Here is a 23,664-nt window from a genome sequence, read left to right as displayed (position 1 = left end):
TTACTGCACGACCACCAACGGCTGGTCGAATTCGACCGGCTGGCCATTTTCGACCAGCACCGACGATACCGTACCGGCAGCCGGCGCGACGATCGGGTTCATGACCTTCATCGCCTCGATAATCAGCAGCGTATCGCCGGCGGCGACCTTTTGCCCGACCGACACGAACGGCTTGGCGCCCGGCTCGGAAGCGAGATAGGCGGTGCCGACCATTGGCGACTTGACCGCGTTGACCGCCGTCGCCGGGGTCGATGCGCCCGTTTCCGCAGCGGCGGGCGCGGCCAACGCGGCCGGTGCGGCGGGCTGCGGCGCGTAAGCGGGAGCAGCGTGCATCATTGGCGCGACGGTAACCTCGCGCGCGACGCGCACGCGGCGCTCCCCATCCTCAACCTCGATTTCGGTCAGGCGCGTGTCATCCAGCACGCTCGCCAGCTGGCGCACCAGTTCGATGTCGACGCGCATGTTGCGCTCATTTTCGGTTTTCTCGACCATGCGACCTGTCGTTCCCGTGAAAAAGGCGGCGCTTTAGGCCAGCCGGGCGGCTGCTTCAAGCGCGAGCATATAGGATTGCGGACCGAAGCCCGCGACGGTGCCATGTGCGGCCATGCCGACATAGCTTTTGTGGCGAAATTCTTCCCGCCGGTGCGGGTTGGACAGATGCACCTCGATCACCGGCACGCGGATCGCCTTGATCGCGTCCAGCAGCGCGACCGAGGTGTGGGTGAACGCAGCGGCGTTGAGCAGCACGGCGCGTGCGCCCTCTGCCTGCGCTTCGTGCAGCCAGTCGACCAGATGCCCCTCATGGTTGGACTGGCGCAGCTCGATTTCCAGCCCCAGTTCGCGCGCCCGATCCTCCAGCATGCCGGCAATGTCATCCAGCGTATCGGCCCCGTAAATCTCCGGCTCACGCGTGCCGAGCAGGTTCAGGTTGGGACCGTTCAGGACATAGACAATATCGGCCATTGGTGGCTTTCGGTTGCGGGGGCGTGGATGGGCACCTAGATCGCGGTCATCCATACCCGCACGGGTCGCGCCAAGTCGAGACTCGTTCGCGACCCACAACGACATCGAAGGACGGCGATGCACAGCGACGGCACCATAACGATCCGCGTCAACGGCGAACATCGCCGCGTGAAGGCCGGCCTGACGCTTGCCGAATTGGCCAACGAAATGGGGTTGGTCCCCGAAAAGGTCGCGGTCGAGCGCAATCTTGAGGTCGTGCCCCGCTCAACGCTGGCCGATGTCCGGGTGGAGGATGGCGACGAACTGGAGATCGTGCATTTTGTCGGCGGCGGCGATCATGCGGCAGCGGTCGATGATGACAGCTGGACCGTGGCGGGGCGCACCTTTCGCTCGCGCCTGATCGTCGGCACCGGGAAATATAAGGATTTCGCCCAGAATGCTGCCGCGGTGGAGGCTTCGGGGGCGGAGATCGTCACGGTGGCCGTGCGCCGCGTGAACGTCAGCGATCCCGATGCGCCGATGCTGACCGACTATATCGACCCCAAAAAGGTCACCTACCTGCCCAACACCGCGGGGTGTTTCGATGCCGACAGCGCTATCCGCACGCTGCGCCTGGCGCGTGAAGCAGGCGGTTGGGATCTGGTCAAGCTGGAGGTGCTGGGCGAAGCGCGCACGCTCTATCCCAATATGCGCGAAACGCTGCACGCGACCGAAGTGCTGGTGCGCGAGGGTTTCAAGCCGATGGTCTATTGCACCGACGATCCCATCGCCGCGAAACAGCTTGAGGAAGCCGGAGCGGTCGCGATCATGCCGCTGGGCGCGCCGATCGGTTCGGGGCTGGGTATCCAGAACGAGGTGACGATTCGCCTGATCGTGGAGGGTGCCAAGGTGCCCGTGCTGGTCGATGCGGGCGTCGGGCAGGCGTCGGACGCGGCGCGCGCGATGGAACTGGGCTGCGACGGCGTGCTGATGAACACGGCCATTGCCGAGGCGAAGGACCCGGTGATGATGGCCGCCGCGATGAAGGGCGCGATCGAAGCCGGTCGCCTGAGCTATCGCGCGGGACGCATGGCCAAGCGCCGTTATGCCGACCCCTCCAGCCCATTGGCAGGATTGATCTGAATTGGAACCATCCAGTTATCCGTCCGTTGAATATGTGAACGGTGCAAGTCGTGCCGATAACAGATCAAATGGAGGATCGCATGGGCGAGATGGTCGACAAGATCAAAGGCAATGTCAACGAAGCAGTCGGCAAGGCGAAGCAGGAGTCGAACAACCCTGAGACTCGCGCCGACGGCCAGGCACAGGAAACCAAGGGTAAGGCGCAGCAGTTTGGCGGTAAGGTCAAGGGCGCGCTGGGCGACGACATCTGATCGTTGCCTGCACCTGAAAGAACAGGGGTCGTGCATTGCACGGCCCCTTTCTTTGCGCGCTAACGGTGGCTTGCGCGGATCGCTTCGATCGTCGTGCCCGGATTGATGACCGAAATATCGGTACGGATGTGCAGCAATCGAACGCCCGTCTGCTCCATTGCGCGGTCCAGCGCGGGTGCGAATGCTTCGGTCGTGTCGACCGTGTCTGCCCAGGCGCCATAGGCACGCGCCAGCGCGGCAAAGTCGGGATTGCCAAGCGACGTTGCGGAGACGCGGCCAGGAAATTCCCGCTCCTGATGCATGCGGATGGTGCCATAGCCGCCATTGTCGATGACCAGCACCAGCATGTCCGCGCGGTGCTGAACGGCGGTCGCCAGTTCCTGTCCGTTCATCAGGAAATCGCCATCGCCCGCAATCGCGACCACTTGCCGCTTCGGATGGCGCAGCGCGGCGGCGACGGCGGCTGGGGTGCCATAACCCATCGCGCCACAGGTCGGTGCCAACTGGCTGCACGGCCCCGAATAGCGCCAGTAACGATGCCACCAGGCCGAAAAATTGCCCGCGCCGTTGCAGATGATGGTGTCGGCGGGCAGCCGTTCCCGCATCGTCGCGACACAGGGGCCAAGGTCCATGGTCACCCCGTCACGTGGGCGCGGATCGGACCAGTCGAGCCATTCGGCATGCGCCGCCGCCCCGCTGTCGAAGCGCGGCAGGTCCGGCACCGCATCCAGCGCACGGGCGAAGCTTCGCATGTCGGCGCAGATGGACAGATCCGTGCGATAAACGCGCCCCAGCTCATCGGGGTCGGGATGGATGTGCACCAAAGTCTGGCCCGGATGATCGGGCGTCACAAGCGTATAGCCGTCAGTCGTCGCTTCCCCCATGCGTGCGCCGACGACCAGCAGCAGGTCGGCATCCTTGATGCGGCGTGGCAGCAGCGGGCAGGGGCCATAGCCCAGATTGCCGGCGTAGACAGGCATCTCGTTGGACAACGAATCCTGTTGCCGGAAGGCGGCGGCGACGGGCAGGCCGAGGCGGGTGGCCGCACTGGCAAAGGCGGTGGCGGTGCCGTCGCACCACCCCGCGCCGCCGACGATCGCAACTGGACGCTCCGCCACACGCAGCATTTCGATCAGCCGCTCCATCGACGGAGCATCGGGTGCCTGACGAAGCTTTTCGACGCGCGGGCGGTCCGCTACCTCAACCTGATCGAGCAGCATGTCTTCCGGCAACGCCAGCACCACCGGGCCGGGCCGCCCGTTCATCGCCGTGGCATAGGCGCGCGCGACATATTCGGGAATGCGCGTAGCGTCGTCGATCCGCGCCGCCCATTTGGCGACTGGCGCGAACATCGCTTCGAAATCAATCTCCTGAAACGCTTCCCGATGGCGGGTGCCGCGGTCGATGTCGCCGATGAACAGGATCATCGGCAGCGAATCCTGCTGCGCGACATGCACCCCGATCGCCGCATTGGTGGCACCCGGCCCGCGCGTGACAAAGGCGATGCCGGGGCGGCCCGTCAGCTTTCCGTCGGCCGATGCCATGAAGGTGACGCCACCTTCCTGGCGACAGGTCACCACTTCGATAGCGGGCGTGTCGACCAGCGCGTCCAGCACCGCGAGAAAACTCTCGCCCGGCACCTGGAACAGTCGGTCGCACCCCTGCGCGACCAGATTGTCGACCAATACGCGGCCGCCGGTGCGAAGGGTCATCAGGCGCTCTCCAATCCGTTTGCCCCTTCCTAACCCGGTGGTGCGGCGCAATCTATCCCGCGTCGGCGGCGATCCCGTGTTTCTCGACCGCGCCCAGCAGGGCGGTCAGCGCCGCGCGCTCCTCTGCCGCGATGTCGGGGCGCCAGATTTCGAACAACAGCACCACCCGATCGCTGTCGCCGCGATTCCACGCTTCATGCTCGAAACTGTCGTCGAAGATGGTCAGCTAACCCACCCGCCATTCGCGCGTGTCGGCGCCGACGCGGATGCCGCAGCCGGGCGGCACGATCAGTGGCAGATGACAGATCAGCCGGGTGTTGAACACGCCGTGATGCGGGCGGATGTGCGTGCCGGGTTTCAACCGCGAAAACAGCGCCATCGGCGAGCGCGTGCCGATGGCGGGTTGCGGCGCCAGCGCCAGCGCCACCATGGTCGCGGGGCAGCGCGTGGCATGGACGGGGTGCGGCAAGCCGCCCTCGAACAGATGGACCGCGCCCCAATCGGGATTGTCGAGCAGGTGATTGGCGGGCGCGGGCTGATCGGGGATCGAGCGGACATAAGGGGCGAACGCTTGCCCATCCTGCACCAGCGCCGCCAGTTCGGCCTGGATCGCGCCGGTCGCCGCCTCCACTCCCTCGGACCGTTCGAACTCGTCACGCTCGAAAAAGGCCCGCTGCGCCAGGCCCGGATAATAGAACATCGAGGGTTGCTGAAGATACAGCTCACGCCGCCCCAGCAGCATCTCCACCGATTGGCGGACGCGCGGCGGCACCGTTCCCTTGCTCAGCCCCGCACTGTCGATCGCTGCCTCCAGCGTGGCGGCAAAGCGGGTGCCGGCCTCGGCCACAAATCGGGTCGCATCCTCGATCGCGGCGCGCAATTGCGGGGGCGGCGTCGTTTGCGCCGCGACGGCGAGCGCGGTGCGATAGAAACGGACGGCGGCGCGATCCTCCCCCAGTCGCCGCTCCAGCGCGGCACGGGCCAGCAGCCCTGGCAAGTGGCGCGGCGACCGTTGCAGCGCCTGCACCAGCGCGGCGCGTTCGGCATCGACATGGCCCGCACGCTGTTCGACTGCGGCCAGCAACAGGCATGGATCCGGCTCTCCGGGCGTGGCGGCGGCAAGGCGGGTCAGCATCGTGCGGGCGCCCGCCACATCGCCCGACCGGGCAAGCGACAGGGCGGCGGGCAGGGAGTCGGTTCCGGTCATCACCCTCGACGATAGAGGCAAGGCGGCCTGCCGGGCAATCTGTGCGATTGCGCGCGCCCGGCGGGCTTTGTAGTCACCGGCGCGACAAACAGCAGGAGGCCCCGCAGTGCAGAAGCTCTATCCCAATGCCGCCGCGGCGCTCGACGGGCTGCTGCACGACGGCATGACCATCTGTGCCGGCGGATTCGGCCTGTGCGGCATTCCCGAACGGCTGATCGACGCGATTCGCGATTCGGGCGTGAAGGATCTGACCATCGCCAGCAACAATGCGGGCATCGATGGGGAGGGGCTGGGCAAGCTGCTCCGCACGCGTCAGGTCAAAAAGATGATCTCTTCCTATGTGGGTGAGAACAAGGAATTCGAGCGCCAGTTTCTGGCGGGCGAGCTGGAGGTCGAGTTCTGTCCCCAGGGCACGCTGGCCGAACGGTGCCGCGCGGGCGGGGCGGGGATTCCCGGTTTCTACACCAAGACCGGCGTCGGCACGAAAGTGGCCGAGGGCAAGGAGGTGAAGGTGTTCGACGGGCAGGAATATATCCTGGAACGCGGGATCGTCGCCGACCTGTCGATCATCAAGGGCTGGAAAGCGGACGAGATGGGCAACCTGATCTTTCGCAAGACTGCCCGCAATTTCAACCAGCCGATGGCGACGGCCAGCCATATGTGCGTGGCGGAGGTGGAGGAAGTGGTGACCGTCGGCAGCCTCGACCCCGATCACATCCACCTGCCGGGCATCTATGTGAAGCGGATGATCGTCGGCAGCCCGTACGACAAGAAGATCGAGTTCCGCACCGTTCGGGCGCGTGAGGAAGCATGACCATGCGCTTTGTCGCGGGGGTCGCGGTACTGGCGCTGTCAGCCTGTGCCACGACGCCGCCGGTCGAGACCTCTCGCGGTGCGCCCGCTCAGCCGGGGCGGCAATATCGCTGGCTGCTGGGGTCGGGGGAGGCAGCGGTGCTGTCTGCCCAGGCCCATGCCGCGATGGCCGCTTATGCCGTCGCCCATGCAAGCGGCCCGGTGGAGGGCGCGGTGCTGGCCGATGGTGCCACCCCCGCCGCGCCGCGCTGGACGCCGTGCGGTCCCGGCCCACGCGCGGTCGTCTATGATGTCGATGAAACGGTGCTGCTGAACAGCGGCGCCAATTACGACAGTGCCCGTCGCGGCGATCCGCCGTTCGACCCCGCCCGCTGGAGCGCGTGGGAAGCGGGCGGCGCGAACCATGTCGAGCCGGTGCCGGGCGTTGTCGAGGCGATCCGCAAGATTCGCGCGGCTGGCGTGACAGTGATCTTCAATTCCAACCGTGACCGCATCCATGCGGAACAGACGGCGGCGGCGCTGGCGTCGGTCGGCATCGACGGCGCGGTTTCGGGGCAGACTTTGTTCCTGAAGGGCGATGTCGCGCCCGGTTCGGCCAAGGACCCGCGCCGCGCCGCGATCGCCGCGCGTTACTGCGTCATCGCGATGGCGGGTGACAATCTGGGCGATTTCGCCGACGCCTTTAACGACAAGGGGCTGGCCGTGCAGGCGCGCCGCGCGCTGGCGCAAAATCCTGCCATCCGCGCAAAATGGGGCGCGGGCTGGTTCATGATCCCCAATTCGCTTTACGGCGCCTGGGAAGGCGCGACGTTCGACGACCTGTTCCCGGCCAACACGCGCTGGACGCCAGAGGAGACCGACTGATGCCATGGACCCGCGACGAAATGGCCGCGCGCGCCGCCACGGAACTGCGCGATGGCTTTTATGTGAACCTGGGCATCGGCATCCCGACGCTGGTGGCGAACCATATCCCCGACGGGCTGACCGTCACGCTGCAATCCGAAAACGGGATGCTGGGCATCGGTCCCTTTCCGGTTGAGGGGGAAGAGGATGCCGACCTGATCAATGCGGGCAAGCAGACGATCAGCGAATTGCCGCATTCGGCCTATTTCAGCTCGTCCGACAGCTTTGCGATGATCCGGGGCGGCCATATCGACCTGACCGTGCTGGGCGCGATGGAAGTGGCCGAAAATGGCGACATCGCCAACTGGATGATCCCCGGCAAAATGATCAAGGGCATGGGCGGCGCCATGGACTTGGTCGCAGGCGTCAAAAAGATCATCGTGGTGATGGAGCATGTCGCCAAGGACGGCAGCCCCAAATTCATTCCCGAATGCACCCTGCCACTGACGGGCCGCAACGTCGTCGACATGATCGTGACCGATCTGGCGGTGTTCCAGCGCGCTGATCATGACAGCCCGTTCCGCCTGATCGAACTGGCGCCCGGCGTTACGGTGGAGGAAGTCGCTGAGAAGACGACTGCCCGTTACGAGGTCGCGCTGGCCGACTGACCGCTGAACGCCGCGCCCGTCACCGGGTCGCATTCGGGGACGGGCACGGCGGCGATGCGCGCCCGGATCGCGTCGTCGGCAGGATCGGTCACGATGTCCCAGTCCTGTCCCGCCGGATAAGCGCCGACGATGGCGAAATCGGCGCTCGCCGACACGCGCTTATGTCCGGTGCCCGCTGGCAGCATCACCACGTCGCCGCGCGACAGGTCGATTGCTTCGCCGTCCGGTCCGCCGATCATCAGCGTCGCCTGACCCGCATAGCAGCCCAGTACTTCATGCGCGGTCGAATGATAGTGGTGGTAATCGAACACCCCGTCGCGCCATTGCGGCGGCCAGCCATTGGCGGCGAACAGCGCTTCAAGGGCGGATGCCGGGTCCGGATCGTCGACCGCCCCGCGATACAGGCGGACCGGATGCTGGGGGTTGTTCGGTATCTCGTCACCGGGGGACAGGTGGATGCGTTGAAAGGGCGCCATGCCCGTCCAAACGACCCACCCGCCCGATCGGTTCAGCGCGCGCGGATGAAAGCGCGAATGTCCGACGACAATTTCTTCAGATCGTCCTCGCGCACATACATCATGTGGCCGGCGTGGTAATAATGCCAGGCGATCCGCCCGTCATTTGGAATACCGGTGCGGTTCAGCGAATATTCCGCGCCGAAAAAGGGCGTGGCGAAGTCATAATAACCCTGGCCGACAAACACGCGCAGCCCGCTGTTTTCGCGCAGCGCCGTGCCGATATAGGGCGCGACATTCAGATACCCCGATCCGCCGCGCGGCCCTTCGCCCAGGTTCCAGTCCCAGTCGCGCACCCCGCCGATCGAGGAATAGGTCAGGTCGGGCGAATATTTCAGCCCCTCACGCGACCACTGGTTCATCGCGGCGGTATAGGCGCCGTCGATCGCATAGAAGCTGGGGTCGTTGTCGGGCGTCTCCCCGGCATTGTCATAATCGCGGCCGGTATAGCGCGTATCCAGCCGCCCGATGACCACGCCGCGATCCCGCAGCAGCTCCTTGTAAAAGCGGCCGGGCGACAGGCGCAGATCGGCATTGCGCAGATAGGCCTGGCTGACGCCGGTAAAGCGCGAGAGTTGCGGCAGGATCGACTGGCGTTCCTGATCGGTAAGCGAATTGCCCTTTAGCAATGCCGCTGCATAGGGGCCGATGGCAAAGGCGCGCGCTTCGTTCACAAATGCCTCGACCGTGGCTGGCTTGTCCGCCACCTTGTCATGATACCAGGCCGTCGCCGCCATCGATGGCAGGTTGGTAACATAGCCCAGTTCGTTGCCCGGCGTGTCGGCCGCTTGGCTGAAATCGAGGATCGAGGAGATCAGGATGATGCCGTTGATCGAGACATCGGTATAGCTGCCCTCAAGCTCCTTGATTACCGCCGCCGAACGCGTGGTGCCATAGCTTTCGCCCCCGATGAACTTGGGCGCGTTCCAGCGGCCATGCTGGTTCAGCCATAGCCGGATGAACTGCGCCATCGACTTTGCGTCCTTGGTCACGCCCCAATAATCCTTGGGATCGGTCTTGCCCAGCGCGCGGCTGAAGCCCGTGCCCACGGGATCGATGAACACCAGGTCGGTTACGTCCAGCAGCGATTCGGCATTGTCGATGATCGGATAGGGCGGGGCGCCATCGTCGCGCGCGTCCGACGGGATCACGACGCGCTTGGGACCGAAAGCGCCCATCTGCAGCCACAGCGAACCCGATCCGGGGCCTCCATTCCAAAGGAACGTGACCGGGCGGTTCGGGTCGACCTGCCCTTCCTTGATATAGCTGTAGGACGTGATCGAGGCGAGCGGCTTGCCGTCCTTGTCCTTCAGATACGTGTCGCCCGCGATCGCGCGATAGGCGATGCGTGTGCCGCCGAACGTACCGCTGTGGCGCGTTTCGGACACCACGGGCGGCGGAATGGCCGGGGCCTCTGCGACCGGGTCAGCGGGCTTTTCCTGGGCCATGGCAGGCGCGGTCAGCGCCAGGGCGCACAGACAGGTGGCGAGCGAGCGAAGCGACATCGGTAATAATCCCCCTTTTGCCCCGGAACTCTATCGTTCCGGCCCGTCCCCGCAAGTGCAGCATTTTGCGAAAGCAGGATAATCCGCCTAGGGCCGCATCATGCGTATCCTGTTGACCGGTTCGTCGGGGTGGCTTGGCCGCCACCTTGCCCCCATGCTGCGTGGTGCGGGGCATGTTGTCACCGGCCTTGATATCGCCCCCGGCGCGGAGACCCAGATCATCGGCAGCGTGGCCGACCGCACGGCAATCTACCGCGCCTTTGCCGATCGCGGGATCGAGGCGGTGATCCATGCCGCCGCGCTGCATAAGCCCGACATCGCGCGATATGACACACAGGCGTTCATCGATGTGAACGTCACGGGCACGCTGAACCTGCTGGAAGCGGCGCGGATGGCGGGGCATGATCGTTTCGTCTTTACCTCCACGACTTCTCTGATGATCTCACAGGCCGTTCGCGACGAGGCGGGGGCAGAGGCGGCGTGGCTGGACGAGGATTTCGGGCCGCTCGCGCCGCGCAACATCTATGGCGTGACCAAACTGGCCGCCGAACAGCTTTGCCGGTTGTTCCATGCCGAACATGGGCTGGCGAGCATCGTGCTTCGCACCGCCCGCTTTTTTCCTGAAGAAGACGACACGCACCGCGCGCTGTCGGGCGAGAATATGAAGGCGAACGAGTTCCTGCACCGCCGCCTGACGGTGGGGGATGCCGCCGCCGCGCACCTCGCCGCGCTGGAGAACGCGCCGCAGATCGGGTTCGGCAGCTATATCGTCAGCGCGCCGACGCCGTTCGACCGGCGCGATGTGCGTGCGCTGCGCCAGAATGCTGCCGCAGTGATCGCGCGGCGTTTTCCGCAGGCGGCGGCGCTATATGCGGCGCGCGGCTGGAAACTGGCGGATCGGATCGGGCGTGTTTACGACGCCGGCGCGATCGAGCGGGCGCTGGGCTTTCGCTGTCAAACCGACTTTGCCGCCATCCTGAATGCGCTGGCGGAGGACCGGCCAATGCCCTTCGTCCATGACGCGCATTACCAATCGCCGAAGGAAATCCGGGGTTAGAAAATTACTCAGCGGGTTGCGTTGGCGACCGAAAAGGTTAAGTGCGCGCGGATCATGGCTAGCAAACCCCTGACGCTTTACGAGAAGATCTGGGCCGACCACGTCGTCGAACGGCGCGATGACGGCACCTGCCTCATCTATATCGACCGGCATCTGGTGCATGAAGTCACCAGTCCGCAAGCCTTTGGCGCGCTGCGCGCGGCCGGGCGGAAGGTGCGTCGCCCCGAGCTGACGCTGGCGGTGCCGGACCATAATCTGCCAACGACGGCGCGGGTCGATGCCGCTGGACGGCGCCTTCCCATTGCCGATCCGCAAAGCGCGCAGCAGCTTGAGGCGTTGGAGCGCAACACCGCCGATTTCGGCATTCGTTATATCGGTGCGACCGACGCCGAACAGGGCATCGTCCATGTCGTCGGGCCGGAGCAGGGCTTTACGCTGCCCGGCACGACGCTGGTCTGCGGCGACAGCCACACCTCTGCCCATGGCGCCTTGGGCGCGCTGGCGTTCGGCATCGGCACCAGCGAGGTGGAGCATGTGCTGGCGACGCAGACGCTGCTGCTCCAGCAATCGAAAACGATGGAAGTGCGCGTCGACGGCACGCTGGGCTTTGGCGTGTCGGCCAAGGACGTGGTGCTGGCGATAATCGGCCATATCGGCGCGGCGGGCGGCACCGGCCATGTCATCGAATATACGGGCGAGGTCATTCGCGCGCTGTCGGTCGAAGGGCGGCTGACCATCAGCAACATGTCGATCGAGGGCGGCGCTCGCGCCGGGCTGATCGCGCCGGACGACACGACCTATGCCTATCTGAAGGGGCGGCCAATGGCCCCGACGGGTGACGATTGGGACCGCGCCGTCGCCTATTGGCGGACGCTGCCGACCGATGTGGGTGCGGTGTACGACAAGCGCGTGGTGCTGGATGGCAGCGCAATCGCACCGTCGCTGACCTGGGGCACCAGCCCTGAGGATGTGGTGCCGATCACCGGCGTGGTGCCCGAACCCGAAAGCTTTGCCGACCCGTCGAAACAGGCTGCGGCGCGCAAGTCGCTGGACTATATGGGCCTGACGCCCGGTACACGGATGCAGGATGTCGCCATCGAGCATGTGTTCATCGGCAGCTGCACCAACAGCCGGATCGAGGATCTGCGCGCCGCCGCCGCCGTGGTGCGGGGCCGCCGCGTGGCCGACCGCATCCGTCAGGCGCTGATCGTGCCCGGCTCCGGCCTGGTCAAGCGGCAGGCCGAGGCGGAGGGGTTGGACCGCATCTTTACCGAAGCGGGTTTCGAATGGCGCGAACCGGGCTGTTCGATGTGTCTGGCGATGAACCCCGACAAGGTGCCCGCGGGCGAGAGATGCGCTTCCACTTCGAATCGCAATTTTGTAGGACGGCAGGGACCGGGTGCGCGAACGCATCTGGTATCGCCCGCAATGGCGGCGGCGGCAGCGGTGACGGGGCGGCTGACCGACGTGCGCGAATTGGTGGCGGGCGAATGACGACCGGGCAAATCCCTGGGGAGGGTCGATTTAATGCGTCGAGTGATGATTTTGCTGGTGACCGGCACAGTCCTGAGCGGTCTTGCCGCCGCCTATGCCGTATCGGCCGCGCCGCGCGCCGACGCGGCCCCGGTTGCCGCCACGCGCTGACCTTCGCTGCCCGGCGGGGGCGGGGGGCGTCGTTTCCGCGCGCGATCATCCGTTCATCCGGCTGGGGAGTTTGAGCATGCGAGCCGTAACCCGTGTCGAGGGCCGCGCCTATCCGTTTGGCGCCAAGAATATCGACACCGACATCATCATTCCGGCCCATTGGCTGAAAACCGTGACTCGCGAAGGCCTGGGCAAGGGCGCGTTCGAAGCGTTGCGGCGGGAACCGGGCAATATCTTCGACGACCCCGATTATGCGGGCAGCCCGATCCTGATCGCCGGAGAGAATTTCGGGTGCGGGTCCAGCCGCGAACACGCCGCCTGGGCGCTGGACGACATGGGCGTGCGTGCGATCGTCGCGCCCAGCTATTCCGACATTTTTTCGGGTAATGCGATCAAGAACGGGATCGTGCCCGTCGTCCTGCCACAGGAAGCGATCGACCGGTTGGTGGAAGTCGCGCGTCAGGGCGTGGCGATCAGCGTTGATCTTGAGAACATGACGGTCACCACGCCGTTTCAGGATCGCTTCCCGTTCGACATGGACGCGTTTCGCCGACAGTGCCTGATGGAAGGGCTGGACGAAATCGGCATCACGCTGGCAAAAGATACCGCAATTTCGAATTTCGAGGCGGCCGTTGAACAGAGCCGCCCGTGGATCGCGGGAGGAAGCCGGAATGAAGGCATTGCTGTCGAGGGCGCCGGGCGGACCTGAAACTCTGGAACTGGCCGACCTGCCCGATCCGTCGCCGGGTGCGGGGCAGGTGATCGTGGCGGTTCGGGCCTGTGCGATCAATTATCCCGACGTCCTGATCATCGAGGACCGGTATCAGTTCAAACCGCCGCGCCCCTTTTCGCCCGGCGGCGAGATTGCGGGCGTGATCGACGCCGTGGGCGATGGTGTCGAAGGCTGGACAGTCGGCGACCGGGTCATCGCCGTCATCGGGCATGGCGGGCTGGCGGAGCGGGTAGCGGTCGATGCCGCGCGGCTGAATCGTCTGCCGGACGAGCGCGACTTTGCCGATGGCGCGGCGCTGCTGCTCACCTATGCCACCACCATCCATGCGCTGGCCGATCGTGGGCGTCTGTCAGCCGGGCAGACATTGCTGGTGCTCGGCGCGGCGGGCGGTGTGGGGCTGGCCGCCATCGAACTGGGCAAGGCGATGGGCGCGCGCGTGATCGGCGCGGTTTCGTCAGGGGAGAAAGCGGCAGCGGCGCGCGATGCGGGTGCCGATGACGTCATCATCTATCCACGCGGCCCGTTCGACAAGGATGGTGCGCGTGCGCTGACCGAACAGTTCAAGGCTGCGGTGGGACCGCGCGGTGCCGATGTCATCTATGACCCGGTGGGCGGCGACTATGCCGAACCAGCCCTGCGCGCGATCGGGTGGGAGGGTCGTTACCTGGTCGTCGGCTTTCCCGCCGGTATCCCGCGACTGCCGCTCAACCTGACGCTTCTGAAAAGCTGTGACGTGTGCGGGGTGTTCTGGGGCGCCTTTGCCGCGCGCGACCCGGCGGCGAATGCAGCGCATGTGGCGCGATTGTTCGAACTATGGTCCGCCGGCCGTATCGCCCCGCGCGTCACCCGCCGGTATCCGTTGGCCAAGGGCGGTGACGCGATTGCCGCGCTGACGACACGCGAAGTGGTCGGAAAGGTCGTGGTCGAAATCGACTGAACCGCGACGCCCGTTGCGCGCGCGCAACTGCCCCCCTATCTCCCTCGCCACGGAATATAGACGAAGGGGATCGGGACCAGATGACCATGTTCGAGGATCGCGAGCGGGCGTTCGAGGCGAAGTTCGCGCGGGACGAGGAAGTTGCATTTCGCGTGATCGCGCGTCGCAACCGACTGCTCGGACAATGGGCGGCTGGCCTGATGAAGCTGACTCCCGAAGAAACCGAGGCTTATGCAAAGGCGGTCGTGCAGGCCGATTTCGAGGAGACCGGCGACGACGATGTCGTGCGCAAGCTGTACGGCGATCTGATCGCTGCCAATGTCGAGGTTGACGAGGGCGCCGTCCGCAAGGCGCTTGAGGACCAGACGGTCGAAGCGCGTCGTCAGTTGATTGAGGCGCCCTGACCCATGCCGATGGCCGCCGAAGAGATCGAGGCGCTGATCCGCGCCGAACTGCCCGATGCCGAGGTGACGATCACGGATCTTGCCGGCGACGGCGATCATTATGCCGCCCATGTCGTGTCCGCACGCTTTCATGGGCTGACGCGCGTAAAGCAGCATCAGACGGTTTATGCGGCGCTGGGCGGGCGCATGGGCGGCGTGCTCCACGCGCTCCAGCTCACCACCGCCGCCCCCAAGGAGTAAAGTGACATGACCGACGAGGCTCAGACCCGCATCCGCGAAATCGTCGACGGCAATGACGTCGTCCTGTTCATGAAGGGCAGCCCGCTGTTCCCGCAATGCGGCTTTTCCAGCCGTGCGGTGGCGATCCTGAACCATCTCGGCGCCGAATTCGAAAGCGTCGACGTGCTGCAGGATCAGGGCATCCGACAGGGCATCAAGGCGTTCAGCGACTGGCCGACGATCCCCCAGCTTTATGTGAAGGGTGAATTTGTCGGCGGCTCGGACATCATGATGGAAATGTATGAGTCGGGTGAGTTGAAGACGCTGTTGGGTGAAACAGGCGGCGCACAGCCGGCGGCCTGACCGGCGGGGCATCGCGCGACAGTAAAGGATAAGGGGCGCCGATGCTCCAGACGACCAGCGCCGCGCTTGCGGCGGGCGATCGGTTGCGCGTGGGCGCGCCGCTGGTCCTTTGCGACCTGACGCAAAGCTATTCCCCGGCCGGCGGCGGGGGAATCAGCACCTATCTGCGCGAGAAGCGCGATTATGTGCTGCGCGAAACGCCGCACCACCTGATCCAGATCGTGCCGGGGCCTGAAGATCGTGTGACGGTCGAAGGGCGCCATATCTTTGCCGAGGTCGGCGCCGATCCGGTGCGTGGCAGCCCCAATTACCGCTTCATCCTGCGTACCGGCGTGGTGCGGGCGTTGCTGGCGCAATATCGACCCGACATTATCGAGTCGCTGTGTCCATGGGTGCTGCCTTGGACGGCGATCCGGCATCGCCGCGCCTTTCCCGACACCGCGCTGGTCGCGGGCTATCGCACCGATTTTCCCAATGCGCACGTCTATCGCGTGGCGGCAGAGAAATTCGGTGAGCGGCTGGGCCGGGGCTTTCGCTGGCTGTCCTATGGCTACGCCGAAATCACCTATCGCGAGTTCGACTGGGTCTACACGTTGAGCGAAGCTGCACGCGTGCCGCTGGCTGCGCGGGGCATCCATCAGACATCGGTACTGCCGCTGGGCGTCGATACGGCGCTGTTCTGCCCGACGCGCCGGGATCCGGGGTATCGTGCGGAACTGGGCTTGCCGCAGGGCAGGGGGCCGTTGCTGGCCTATGCCGGGCGCATCGACAATGAAAAGCGTGCCGACCGGCTGGTTGCGATGTTCCGCCGCCTGCCGCCTGAACTTGACGCTGCGATGGTGCTGATCGGTGACGGCAAGCTGCGCGCCCCGCTGACGGAGGCTGCCCGCGGTTTGCCCATCGCCTTTCCCGGTTTTGAAAAGGACCGCGCCGAACTGGCCCGCGCGCTGGCGTCATCGGACATCTATGTCTCTGCCATGGCGGACGAGACGTTCGGCGTTTCGGTGCTGGAGGCGCAGGCTTCCGGCCTGCCCGTCGTTGGCGTCAGCGGCGGGGCCATGCCTGACCGGGTTCCGGCGGGGATGGGGCTGCTGGGCCCGGTCGACGATGTGGCGACGATGGCGGACAATGTTGCGCGTGTTTGGGCCAGTGATCCGCGTGGCATGGGACAGGCGGCTCGCGACATGGTCGCCGCCCGCTATGGCTGGACGCGCACCTTCCAGCGGCTGTTCGACGAGGTTTATCCCAACGCGCTGGCCGTCAGCGCCGACCGTGTGGAACGCCGCCGCGCGAGCCGCTTTGCATCGGGCCGGCCGATGCTGTCGGCGGATATGGCTACGGCCTGATCAGCGCTTTTCCGGGTAGGGCGGGCCGTCATGGAGAAAGGCGGCCCGCCCTGTCTTGAAGCGTCGGACCAGACGCATCGGAACACAGCCCATGTTGCATGGCGCGTGCCAGACCGAAGGAAGCGCCGATCTGCGCCCGGTGCAAGGGTTAATCCGTCATCCGGATCGACATCCGCTGTAAAATAGCCCGACAGGGATCGCTGCCGCTTGACTACAAGCGTAATCGGAGCGATTACATCCGTAGTCGGAGGTAAGCGATGACCGAACGAATCAGCGATGCCGAACATGCCGTCATGGAAGTGTTGTGGGATGAAAGCCCGCTGACGGCGCAGGAAGTGGCCGAACGCATCCCGCCCACGCGCGACTGGAGCGTCAACACCGTCAAGACGCTGCTCGGCCGTCTGCTGGGCAAGAACATCATCGCGCACGAAGAGGATGGGCGTCGCTACCGCTATCGCCCTATGGTTGCGCGTGAGGATTATGTGTCGGGCGAGTCGCGAAAGCTTATCGACCGGCTGTTTGGCGGGCGCCTGACGCCGCTGGTCGCGCATCTGGCTGAGCGCGACGAACTGAGCGACGACGACATCGCCGAGATCGAAGCATTGCTGCGGGAGCTGAAGCAATGATCGGATGGGCTATTGAAACGCTGATCGCATCGACGCTGCTAATGGCGCTGGTGCTTGTTCTGCGCGCGCCGGTGCGCCGCGCCGTGGGGCCGCAGATCGCTTATGCGCTGTGGTCGCTGCCGGTGCTTCGCATGTTGCTGCCCCCCTTGCCGGAAGCGTGGCGGGGACAGGCGATGCCCGCGCTGCCGGTGCCTGCCGACCTGACGCTGTATCTGGGAGAGCCCGTCGCCGTGCTGCCCGCCACGCCCGAACAGGGGCTGGGCTGGCCAACGGTGGTGCTGATCATCTGGGCGCTGGGTGCGCTGGCGTTCATCGGTTGGCACATGATTGCCTATCACCGTTTCTGCGCGCGGCTTCGCGGTGCGGCGCGCTCGCGCCAGGTGCTGGCGGCTGGCAATGTCACGATGATCGAAAGCAGCGCCGCCGCCGGGCCGCTCGCCTTTGGCGTGTGGCGCAAATATGTCGCCTTTCCCGCCGATTTCGCCGACCGTTACGACGATCTGGAGCGCGATCTGGCACTGGCGCATGAGCTGGGCCACCATGCGCGCGGCGATCTGCTCGCCAACTGGATCGCGCTGACGGTGTTGGCTGTCCACTGGTTCAATCCCCTGGCGTGGCGTGCCTTTCGGGCCTTTCGCGCGGATCAGGAAATGGCCTGCGACGCGCTGGTGCTCAGCGGTCGCCAGCGGGCGCTGCGCCACGCTTATGGGCGCGCCATTGTGAAGAGCGCGCATGGCGGCGCGGTATCCGCCGCCTGTCACCTGCACACCGTCAACGAGATCAAAGGGAGGCTGCGGATGTTGACCCGTCACGAACGACCCTCGCTCGCCCGGCGCGGTGCCGGTGCTGCCGGTATCGCGGGAATGGCGCTGGCCGCGCTGGCGCTAACGGCATCGGGTACCCGCGCTGCGGAGACGATGAAGGAAAAGGTCGAGGATCATACCGGCATCGCGATCGACGCGATCAAGATGCCCGCATTGCCGCAAATCACGCCGCCCGCGCCGCCCGAGCCATCGGTGACCGAGGTTCGTACAGGCAAGCAGGGCCGCACCGTGCTCGTCCGGACGGAGAAGCCGATTGCTCCCGCCGAGGTCGATCGGTTGGTCGCCGATGCACGCTGGCGGGCGGAGGCAGCGGGTCGTGCGGCTGCCGCAGTGCGCGTGCCCGAAGTGCGGAGCGTCATTTGTGGCGGTGAGGGGCCCGTCAGCATCGTCAAGCGCGACGATGCAACAGGCCGAGTGGTCAGCGCCACCCTGTGCCGCGATCGCATTGAGCGGCGCGCCGCTACCGCCGAACGCCAGGCCGAGCTTGCCGAGCGTCATGCCCACCGGGCCGAACAGCTTGCAATGGTGTCGGGGGTAAAGGGCATCGCGATTGCGCGCGCATCGATCCGCGGCGCGCGCGCGGCGATTGTCGGCAATCCACATCTGACCGATGCGCAGCGTGAGGCTGCGCTGGCCGGGCTGGACGAAGCATTGCGGGAGGTTGAGGCGGACGCTGCCGCCGAATGAAGGGCGGGGCCGGGGGGAACGCCCCGGCCCGGAAATTTGGCGTGTCAGTCCTTCTTGCGGCCGCCGCGGTTGGTATAGATCAGTGCAGCCGCAAGCGCTGCCGAGCCGATGCCGATGCCAGCCACGGTCGCGATCGGCCACCGCTTGCTCTCGGACGGGAGCGGCGGGTTCGCGTCGGTCGCGGATCGGCGGTCCTTGGCGTCCTTGGCCGCGGCCATGATCTCGTTGTCCGGGGTGTCTTCGGTGTCTGCCATTTCGCTTTCCCTCTCTCCGTTCGCGTCAACGCATCAGGCCGTCGCCCGCTCCCCGGCATAATCACGGCGGAAATCGTTGGCGAAGCTGGCCAGCGTGCCTGCGCCGATCGCCGCGCGCAGGTCCGCCATCAGCGTTTGATAAAACCACAGATTATGCTCGGTCATCAGCATCGCGCCCAGAATTTCGCCCGCCCGGACCAGATGGTGCAGATAAGCGCGGCTGAACTGACCGCAGACGGGGCAGGGGCAGCGCGGGTCCAGCGGTCCCTGATCCTCGGCAAAGCGGGCGTTGCGGATGTTGATCGGGCCTTGGCGGGTAAACGCCTGTCCGGTGCGGCCCGAACGCGTTGGCAGCACGCAATCGAACATGTCGATGCCGCGTTCGACCGCGCCGACAATGTCGTCAGGCTTGCCCACGCCCATCAAGTAGCGCGGCTTGGCGGCATCGAGCTGACCCGGCGCGTAATCCAGCACGCCGAACATTGCTTCCTGCCCTTCGCCCACGGCGAGACCGCCGACGGCATAACCGTCAAAGCCGATGTCCTTCAGCGCGTCGGCAGACGACTTCCGCAAGCCTTCGTCCAGTGCGCCCTGCTGGATGCCGAACAGCGCCGCTCCCTCGGCATGCGCGCCGCCCGCGTCGAACGCGTCGCGGCTGCGGCGTGCCCAGCGCATCGAGCGTTCCATGGCAGCGGCCTGCACCTCCCGCGTCGAGGTGGTGGGCACCAGTTCGTCGAAGGCCATCACGATGTCGCTGCCCAGCAGCCGCTGGATCTCCATTGAGCGTTCGGGGCTGATCAGGTGGCGCGACCCGTCAAGGTGGCTCTTGAACGCCACGCCCTCCTCGCTGCGCTTGGTCAGTTCCGCCAGGCTCATCACCTGATAGCCGCCGGAGTCGGTCAGGATCGGGCGGTCCCAGCCCATGAAGCCGTGCAGCCCCCCCAGCCGGTCCACCCGTTCCGCCGTGGGCCGCAGCATCAGGTGATAGGTATTGCCGAGCAGAATGTCGGCGCCGGTCGCGCGCACGTCCGACGGCTTCATCGCCTTCACGGTGGCGGCGGTGCCGACGGGCATGAAGGCGGGCGTGCGAATGGTGCCGCGACGCATCGCGATCTCACCAAGGCGCGCACGGCCATCGGTGGCATGGACGGTAAAGGCAAAGCGGGGTGGCATGGGGCAGGCTCAATGCCGTGTCGGCGCGCCCTTGCCAAGCGGTGAGGCGCTATTGCCTGCCGACCAGCAGATCGGTGACGGCAGACGGGCTGGCAAAGCTGATGTCGGGGGCCAGTGCCGACAGCGCGCTTGGATGGGCATAGCCCCAGCCGACGGCGCCCGCGCGGATGCCGCATCGCCGCGCCGCCTCGATATCGCGGGTTTCGTCGCCGATCGCCAGCACTTCGCCCGGGGCCACGCCTGCGCGGCGCAACACCCGCCGAAAGCGCGGCGCCTTGCCGTAGAGGGAGGAGGCGCATTCCCAGATCGCGATCCGGCGGGCATTTTCCGGCCCCAAAATGCGGCGCGCGTTGATTTCGGCGTTGGAACTGACCAGCGCCAGCCTGATCCCCGCATGGTCCAGGGCGGCCAGCATTTCGGTGATGCCGTCGAACAACGACACCTCATGCGTGTGCAGCGCGAACAGTGTGCGGGTGTAGCGTGCGATGAACGGCAGCTTCCATGCCGGGATGCCCAGATGGCGGATCACGTCGCGCGTCGGCCAGCCGCGCAGCGTCTCCACCTCATGCGGCTCGACCGTGCGAAAGCGATAGCGTTGCGCGAGATGGTCGAGGATGCCCAGAAACCACTGGCCGCTGTCCGACAAGGTGCCATCGAAATCGAAGATGACCAGGCGGACCGGTGCGGGCGATGGGGTGTCTGACACCGCATCAGGTTTGGCGAAGCCGTCGGATCGGCGCAAGCGGCGCAAGGCGGTCGAGGATCGTGAAAATCGCCGTGCATTACAAGACTTGTCTTACACCCCTTCATGTCTCACATCTATGCTCGTGGCCCCGGCCACACTCGTTCTTCAACCAGCGAAAGGAGGTGATCCGATGTCTCATGGTTCAGCAAAGAGGTCGGTTCAGTTCGTTCGGGAGACGCGCCGCTAACAGGCTGACGGCGTGAAGGCGGGGAAAATCCTTTCCCAATCAACGCCTTCATTAGCCGCAGTTGCGCGGCCCGCATGGTCTCCCCGCGTCGGACACTCCGGCCGCTGACCATGTCGGAGGCTGTCGATCCCCCAACGGCGGGGGGTCGGCAGCCTCTTTCATTTCTGGAGAAGTGCGATGGTGCGATTGCTGGTTTTCTATGGCTCTTATCGCCGGGACCGGATGGGCATCCGGCTGGCCGATTATCTGGTCGCATCGCTGGCAGAGCGGGGGCACGACGTCGAGCTGATCGACGCCAAGGCTGTCGGTCTGCCGATGCTGGACCGCATGTTCAAGGAATATGCTCCCGGCGAAGCGCCGCCCGCCATGGCGGAGCTTGCCGCGAAGATCGAGGGCGCGGACGGATTCGTGTTCGTTACCGGCGAATATAATTGGGGCGTTCAGCCCGGCCTGAAGAACCTGACCGACCATTTCCTCGAACATTGGTATTGGCGCCCGGCCGCGATCGCGAGTTATTCGGCGGGGCGGCTGGCAGGCGCACGTGCGGCGACGGCTTGGCACGGTACCCTGTCGGAAATGGGGATGGTGGTGGTGTCGTCCACGCTGTCGGTCGGTCAGATCGGCGCGGCGCTGGACGACAAGGGCGCGCCCACCGGGGATGGTGGCGCGGCGCTGGAACGGGCCTTTCCGCGATTCGCTGCCGATCTGGAATGGTGGGTCGAAGCGGCAGCGGCGCAGCGGGCAAAGGTCGATCCGCCTTATTGAACATCGCCGCTGGCGCTGGCGCACGCACCCGCCTATAGCCGCCCGCGCCAGAGGGCTGGGCGGCCGCGGGCGGGGGTGACTTCGCGCGAGGAAAGTCCGGGCTCCACGAGACAGCGGTGCCGGGTAACGCCCGGCGGGGGCGACCCCAGGGAAAGTGCCACAGAGAGCAGACGGCCACGGCTTCGGCCCGGTCACGGTGAAAGGGTGCGGCAAGAGCGCACCGCGCGCCCGGCAACGGGGGCGGCACGGCAAACCCCACCGGGAGCAAGATCGAATAGGGGTGGCGCATGGGCCTTGTCTCGGCCCGTCACCCGGGTTGATTGCTTGAGCGCGTCGGCAACGGCGCGCCTAGAGGAATGGTCGCACAGTCCCGTTCTCGGGATGGACAGAACCCGGCTTACAGGCCCTCTGGCACTTTCAGGCAACGCGGTTCGCCTTGCGCCCCACGGCGTTCCCCCTATTTGCAAGGTACAATGGCAAGGGCGACACGATCCAACGACTGGGGCTTTCCCCGCTGGCGCGGTTATGAGGCCGAACGCGGGGCGCAGAAGGTGCGCCTGTGCGACCGTCACGGCTGCGACGCGCCCGGCAACTGCCCAGCGCCCAAATCGCCAAACAGCCCCGAACGCTGGTATTTCTGCGAAACCCATGCCGCCGAATACAACAAGGGCTGGGACTATTTCGCCGGCCTGTCCGCCGAAGAGGCGGCAAAGCGCGAATCGGACGAACGGCGCGACGCATCGGGCTATGCCGAATCGCGGCACAACGCATGGGCCGGGCCGGGCGACGGAACCCGTTCGCGCGACGAGATGCGGGCGCTGGACGTCCTTGAACTCGACTCCGATGCCGATTTCGAAGCGGTTCGCGCCGCATGGCGGCGGCTGGCTAAGGCCAATCACCCCGATGTTCGCCGCGGCGACGAGGATGCCGCCGACCGTTTCCGCGCGGTGCAGGCCGCATGGGAAGTGCTGCGCGCCGCCGAGGAACGGCGCCAGTGGAAGCCGGCCTGATCCCGTGAAGCGCGAGATCCGCTCAAACTGGGATCAGGCGGTGCTGGTCTGTGCCAAATGTTCGAAGCGTGTCGATGGTGGCTTTGGCGATAAGGGCAAGACGCCGCTGGCCAAGGCGCTTCGCAAGCATTTGAAGCTGAAAAAAGGGCGCAAGGGCGCGGCCGGCGTGGTCGAGGTGCGATGCCTGGGCATTTGCCCGCGAGACGCCGTGGTGGTCGTCAACGGCGCCGCCAGCCGCATCTGGCATCTGGTCCAGCCCGGTGCCGATCTGGACGAAGTGGCCGCCAGCGTCGGGCTTAGCGGGGGGTAGACAAACCCCGCGCGCCGGGCGGGGGCGTTTCGTCCTGTCGCAAGGTTATCACCTCCACGCCATTGCGAGTCACTGCGACCATATGCTCGAACTGGGCCGACAGCTTGCGGTCGTCGGTCACGACGGTCCAGCCATCATCCAGCGTCGATACCTTTCGACTGCCCTCGTTCAGCATCGGTTCGATGGTGAACACCATGCCCTCGTGCAGCGTCGGCCCGGTCCCGCGCCGCCCGAAATTGGGCACGGTCGGCTCCTCATGCATTTCGCGGCCGATGCCGTGGCCGCAGAACTCGCGCACCACCGAATATCCGTTGCGTCGGGCATGTTGCTCGATCGCAAAGCCGATATCGCCCAGCCGGGCGCCGGGTCGCACCTGGCTGATCCCGCGCCACATGGCTTCCTGTGCCACCCGCACCAGCCGCCGTGCCGATTCGGAGACGTTGCCGACCATGTAAGTCTTGCTCGAATCAGCAATGAAGCCGTTTTTTTCCAGTGTGATGTCGAGGTTGACGATATCCCCGTCGCGAATAATTTCCGACGCGTTCGGCACGCCATGACAGACGACCTGATTGATCGACGCGTTCAGCACATAGGCAAAGCCATATTGCCCCTTGCTGGCCGGGCGGGCGCCGAGATCGACGGTGATGTAGCGCTCGACCAGATCATTGACCTGAAGGGTCGACATGCCGATCAGATTCTGCCGGTCCAGCATTTCGAACACCGACGCGAGCAAACGCCCCGAAATCCGCATCAGGGTCAATTCTTCGGGGGTTTTTACCAT

General features: G+C 65.7%; 27 protein-coding genes, 1 other RNA gene and 1 pseudogene. 19 read left to right on the top strand and 10 right to left on the bottom strand.

From position 1 onward, the window contains the following. Both accB and aroQ read right to left on the bottom strand, forming a co-directional pair. Window positions 1-492 (bottom strand): acetyl-CoA carboxylase biotin carboxyl carrier protein, encoded by a 492-nt coding sequence (gene accB / locus ACAX61_RS04355; protein ID WP_370713582.1) that lies wholly within the window; start codon window positions 490-492, stop codon window positions 1-3. Window positions 493-525: 33 nt separating this feature from the next. Further along, the gene (gene aroQ, locus ACAX61_RS04350) at window positions 526-963 is read right to left on the bottom strand and encodes a type II 3-dehydroquinate dehydratase (RefSeq protein ID WP_370713581.1); all 438 of its coding nucleotides are present in this window, start codon (window positions 961-963) and stop codon (window positions 526-528) included. A 117-nt stretch (window positions 964-1,080) separates the two neighbouring features. Here aroQ and thiS point away from each other — a divergent pair, with 117 nt between their 5' ends. Continuing rightward, entirely contained in the window at window positions 1,081-2,085 is a 1,005-nt protein-coding gene (gene thiS, locus ACAX61_RS04345) for a sulfur carrier protein ThiS (protein WP_370713580.1), read from the top strand. A gap of 80 nt (window positions 2,086-2,165) precedes the next feature. Next, window positions 2,166-2,336: a CsbD family protein gene (locus ACAX61_RS04340; protein WP_370713579.1), complete on the top strand. Its 171-nt coding sequence runs from the start codon at window positions 2,166-2,168 to the stop codon at window positions 2,334-2,336. A 59-nt stretch (window positions 2,337-2,395) separates the two neighbouring features. Here the strand turns inward: ACAX61_RS04340 and ACAX61_RS04335 are convergent, their stop codons facing one another. Both ACAX61_RS04335 and ACAX61_RS04330 read right to left on the bottom strand, forming a co-directional pair. Then, window positions 2,396-4,048, bottom strand: a complete 1,653-nt coding sequence (locus ACAX61_RS04335; RefSeq protein WP_370713578.1) for a thiamine pyrophosphate-binding protein — start codon at window positions 4,046-4,048, stop codon at window positions 2,396-2,398. 52 nt (window positions 4,049-4,100) lie between these two features. Further along, a pseudogene (locus ACAX61_RS04330) lies at window positions 4,101-5,183 on the bottom strand (aspartyl/asparaginyl beta-hydroxylase domain-containing protein). A gap of 178 nt (window positions 5,184-5,361) precedes the next feature. Here ACAX61_RS04330 and ACAX61_RS04325 point away from each other — a divergent pair. The 3 genes from ACAX61_RS04325 to ACAX61_RS04315 are packed head-to-tail and all read left to right on the top strand — an operon-like array spanning window position 5,362 to window position 7,579. Beyond that, a complete protein-coding gene (locus tag ACAX61_RS04325; protein WP_370713577.1) occupies window positions 5,362-6,069 on the top strand; it encodes a CoA transferase subunit A in 708 nt (235 codons plus the stop codon). Continuing rightward, window positions 6,066-6,932, top strand: coding sequence for an HAD family acid phosphatase (locus ACAX61_RS04320; RefSeq protein WP_370713576.1), 867 nt, complete (start codon window positions 6,066-6,068; stop codon window positions 6,930-6,932). Before ACAX61_RS04325 ends, ACAX61_RS04320 begins: the two co-directional genes overlap by 4 nt. Beyond that, window positions 6,932-7,579 carry a CoA transferase subunit B gene (locus tag ACAX61_RS04315; protein WP_370713575.1) on the top strand — a complete coding sequence of 216 codons (648 nt, stop codon included), beginning with the start codon at window positions 6,932-6,934 and terminating at the stop codon, window positions 7,577-7,579. The genes ACAX61_RS04320 and ACAX61_RS04315 overlap by 1 nt, the downstream gene beginning before the upstream one ends. Here the strand turns inward: ACAX61_RS04315 and ACAX61_RS04310 are convergent. After that, on the bottom strand, window positions 7,555-8,055 hold the full coding sequence (locus ACAX61_RS04310; RefSeq protein ID WP_370713574.1) for a cupin: 501 nt from the start codon (window positions 8,053-8,055) through the stop codon (window positions 7,555-7,557). The genes ACAX61_RS04315 and ACAX61_RS04310 overlap by 25 nt on opposite strands. Window positions 8,056-8,087: 32 nt before the next feature. Continuing rightward, complete coding sequence (locus tag ACAX61_RS04305; protein ID WP_370713573.1) at window positions 8,088-9,599, bottom strand: S10 family peptidase; 1,512 nt, start codon at window positions 9,597-9,599, stop codon at window positions 8,088-8,090. A gap of 100 nt (window positions 9,600-9,699) precedes the next feature. Between ACAX61_RS04305 and ACAX61_RS04300 the strand changes: the two genes are divergently transcribed. The 10 genes from ACAX61_RS04300 to ACAX61_RS04255 all read left to right on the top strand — a co-directional run bounded on the left by ACAX61_RS04300 (window position 9,700) and on the right by ACAX61_RS04255 (window position 18,439). After that, entirely contained in the window at window positions 9,700-10,656 is a 957-nt protein-coding gene (locus tag ACAX61_RS04300; protein ID WP_370713572.1) for an NAD-dependent epimerase/dehydratase family protein, read from the top strand. Window positions 10,657-10,710: 54 nt separating this feature from the next. Further along, entirely contained in the window at window positions 10,711-12,150 is a 1,440-nt protein-coding gene (gene leuC / locus ACAX61_RS04295; protein WP_370713571.1) for a 3-isopropylmalate dehydratase large subunit, read from the top strand. Between the two features lie 226 nt (window positions 12,151-12,376). Further along, window positions 12,377-13,009, top strand: coding sequence for a 3-isopropylmalate dehydratase small subunit (gene leuD, locus ACAX61_RS04290; RefSeq protein ID WP_370713570.1), 633 nt, complete (start codon window positions 12,377-12,379; stop codon window positions 13,007-13,009). After that, entirely contained in the window at window positions 12,972-13,970 is a 999-nt protein-coding gene (locus ACAX61_RS04285; protein ID WP_370713569.1) for an NADPH:quinone oxidoreductase family protein, read from the top strand. The genes leuD and ACAX61_RS04285 overlap by 38 nt, the downstream gene beginning before the upstream one ends. 80 nt (window positions 13,971-14,050) lie before the next feature. Further along, complete coding sequence (locus ACAX61_RS04280; protein ID WP_370713568.1) at window positions 14,051-14,374, top strand: DUF1476 domain-containing protein; 324 nt, start codon at window positions 14,051-14,053, stop codon at window positions 14,372-14,374. A 3-nt stretch (window positions 14,375-14,377) separates the two neighbouring features. Continuing rightward, a complete protein-coding gene (locus ACAX61_RS04275) occupies window positions 14,378-14,614 on the top strand; it encodes a BolA family protein (protein WP_370713567.1) in 237 nt (78 codons plus the stop codon). A gap of 6 nt (window positions 14,615-14,620) precedes the next feature. Further along, window positions 14,621-14,956 (top strand): Grx4 family monothiol glutaredoxin, encoded by a 336-nt coding sequence (gene grxD, locus ACAX61_RS04270; protein WP_370713566.1) that lies wholly within the window; start codon window positions 14,621-14,623, stop codon window positions 14,954-14,956. Between the two features lie 41 nt (window positions 14,957-14,997). Continuing rightward, a complete protein-coding gene (locus tag ACAX61_RS04265) occupies window positions 14,998-16,302 on the top strand; it encodes a glycosyltransferase (protein ID WP_370713565.1) in 1,305 nt (434 codons plus the stop codon). A gap of 257 nt (window positions 16,303-16,559) precedes the next feature. Further along, complete coding sequence (locus tag ACAX61_RS04260; protein WP_370713564.1) at window positions 16,560-16,928, top strand: BlaI/MecI/CopY family transcriptional regulator; 369 nt, start codon at window positions 16,560-16,562, stop codon at window positions 16,926-16,928. Beyond that, window positions 16,925-18,439 carry a M56 family metallopeptidase gene (locus tag ACAX61_RS04255; protein ID WP_370713563.1) on the top strand — a complete coding sequence of 505 codons (1,515 nt, stop codon included), beginning with the start codon at window positions 16,925-16,927 and terminating at the stop codon, window positions 18,437-18,439. The genes ACAX61_RS04260 and ACAX61_RS04255 overlap by 4 nt, the downstream gene beginning before the upstream one ends. 44 nt (window positions 18,440-18,483) lie before the next feature. Here ACAX61_RS04255 and ACAX61_RS04250 read toward each other — a convergent pair whose 3' ends face one another. From ACAX61_RS04250 to ACAX61_RS04240, 3 genes are read right to left on the bottom strand one after another with little or no spacing between them, the layout of a single operon-like run. Next, window positions 18,484-18,693: a hypothetical protein gene (locus ACAX61_RS04250; RefSeq protein ID WP_370713562.1), complete on the bottom strand. Its 210-nt coding sequence runs from the start codon at window positions 18,691-18,693 to the stop codon at window positions 18,484-18,486. A 33-nt stretch (window positions 18,694-18,726) separates the two neighbouring features. After that, window positions 18,727-19,866: a tRNA guanosine(34) transglycosylase Tgt gene (tgt, locus tag ACAX61_RS04245; RefSeq protein ID WP_370713561.1), complete on the bottom strand. Its 1,140-nt coding sequence runs from the start codon at window positions 19,864-19,866 to the stop codon at window positions 18,727-18,729. Window positions 19,867-19,915: 49 nt separating this feature from the next. Beyond that, the gene (locus tag ACAX61_RS04240) at window positions 19,916-20,572 is read right to left on the bottom strand and encodes an HAD hydrolase-like protein (protein ID WP_370713560.1); all 657 of its coding nucleotides are present in this window, start codon (window positions 20,570-20,572) and stop codon (window positions 19,916-19,918) included. Window positions 20,573-20,975: 403 nt separating this feature from the next. On the opposite strand from ACAX61_RS04240, the gene ACAX61_RS04235 reads away from it, so the two are divergent. The 4 genes from ACAX61_RS04235 (at window position 20,976) to ACAX61_RS04220 (ending at window position 22,883) form a co-directional block, all read left to right on the top strand. Then, window positions 20,976-21,563, top strand: coding sequence for an NADPH-dependent FMN reductase (locus tag ACAX61_RS04235; protein ID WP_370713559.1), 588 nt, complete (start codon window positions 20,976-20,978; stop codon window positions 21,561-21,563). Window positions 21,564-21,610: 47 nt separating this feature from the next. Continuing rightward, an RNA gene (gene rnpB / locus ACAX61_RS04230) (RNase P RNA component class A) lies at window positions 21,611-21,979 on the top strand. A gap of 57 nt (window positions 21,980-22,036) precedes the next feature. After that, a complete protein-coding gene (locus ACAX61_RS04225) occupies window positions 22,037-22,573 on the top strand; it encodes a J domain-containing protein (RefSeq protein ID WP_370713557.1) in 537 nt (178 codons plus the stop codon). Between the two features lie 4 nt (window positions 22,574-22,577). Further along, window positions 22,578-22,883 (top strand): (2Fe-2S) ferredoxin domain-containing protein, encoded by a 306-nt coding sequence (locus ACAX61_RS04220; protein ID WP_370713556.1) that lies wholly within the window; start codon window positions 22,578-22,580, stop codon window positions 22,881-22,883. Here ACAX61_RS04220 and map read toward each other — a convergent pair. Continuing rightward, the gene (gene map, locus ACAX61_RS04215; RefSeq protein WP_370713555.1) at window positions 22,870-23,664 is read right to left on the bottom strand and encodes a type I methionyl aminopeptidase; all 795 of its coding nucleotides are present in this window, start codon (window positions 23,662-23,664) and stop codon (window positions 22,870-22,872) included. The two genes, ACAX61_RS04220 and map, sit on opposite strands and share 14 nt — an antisense overlap.

This window comes from Sphingomonas sp. IW22, assembly GCF_041321155.1.
GTDB lineage: Bacteria > Pseudomonadota > Alphaproteobacteria > Sphingomonadales > Sphingomonadaceae > Sphingomonas.
Note: the sequence above shows the minus strand (reverse complement) of the source record. Positions and strands in the feature narration are given on the sequence as shown.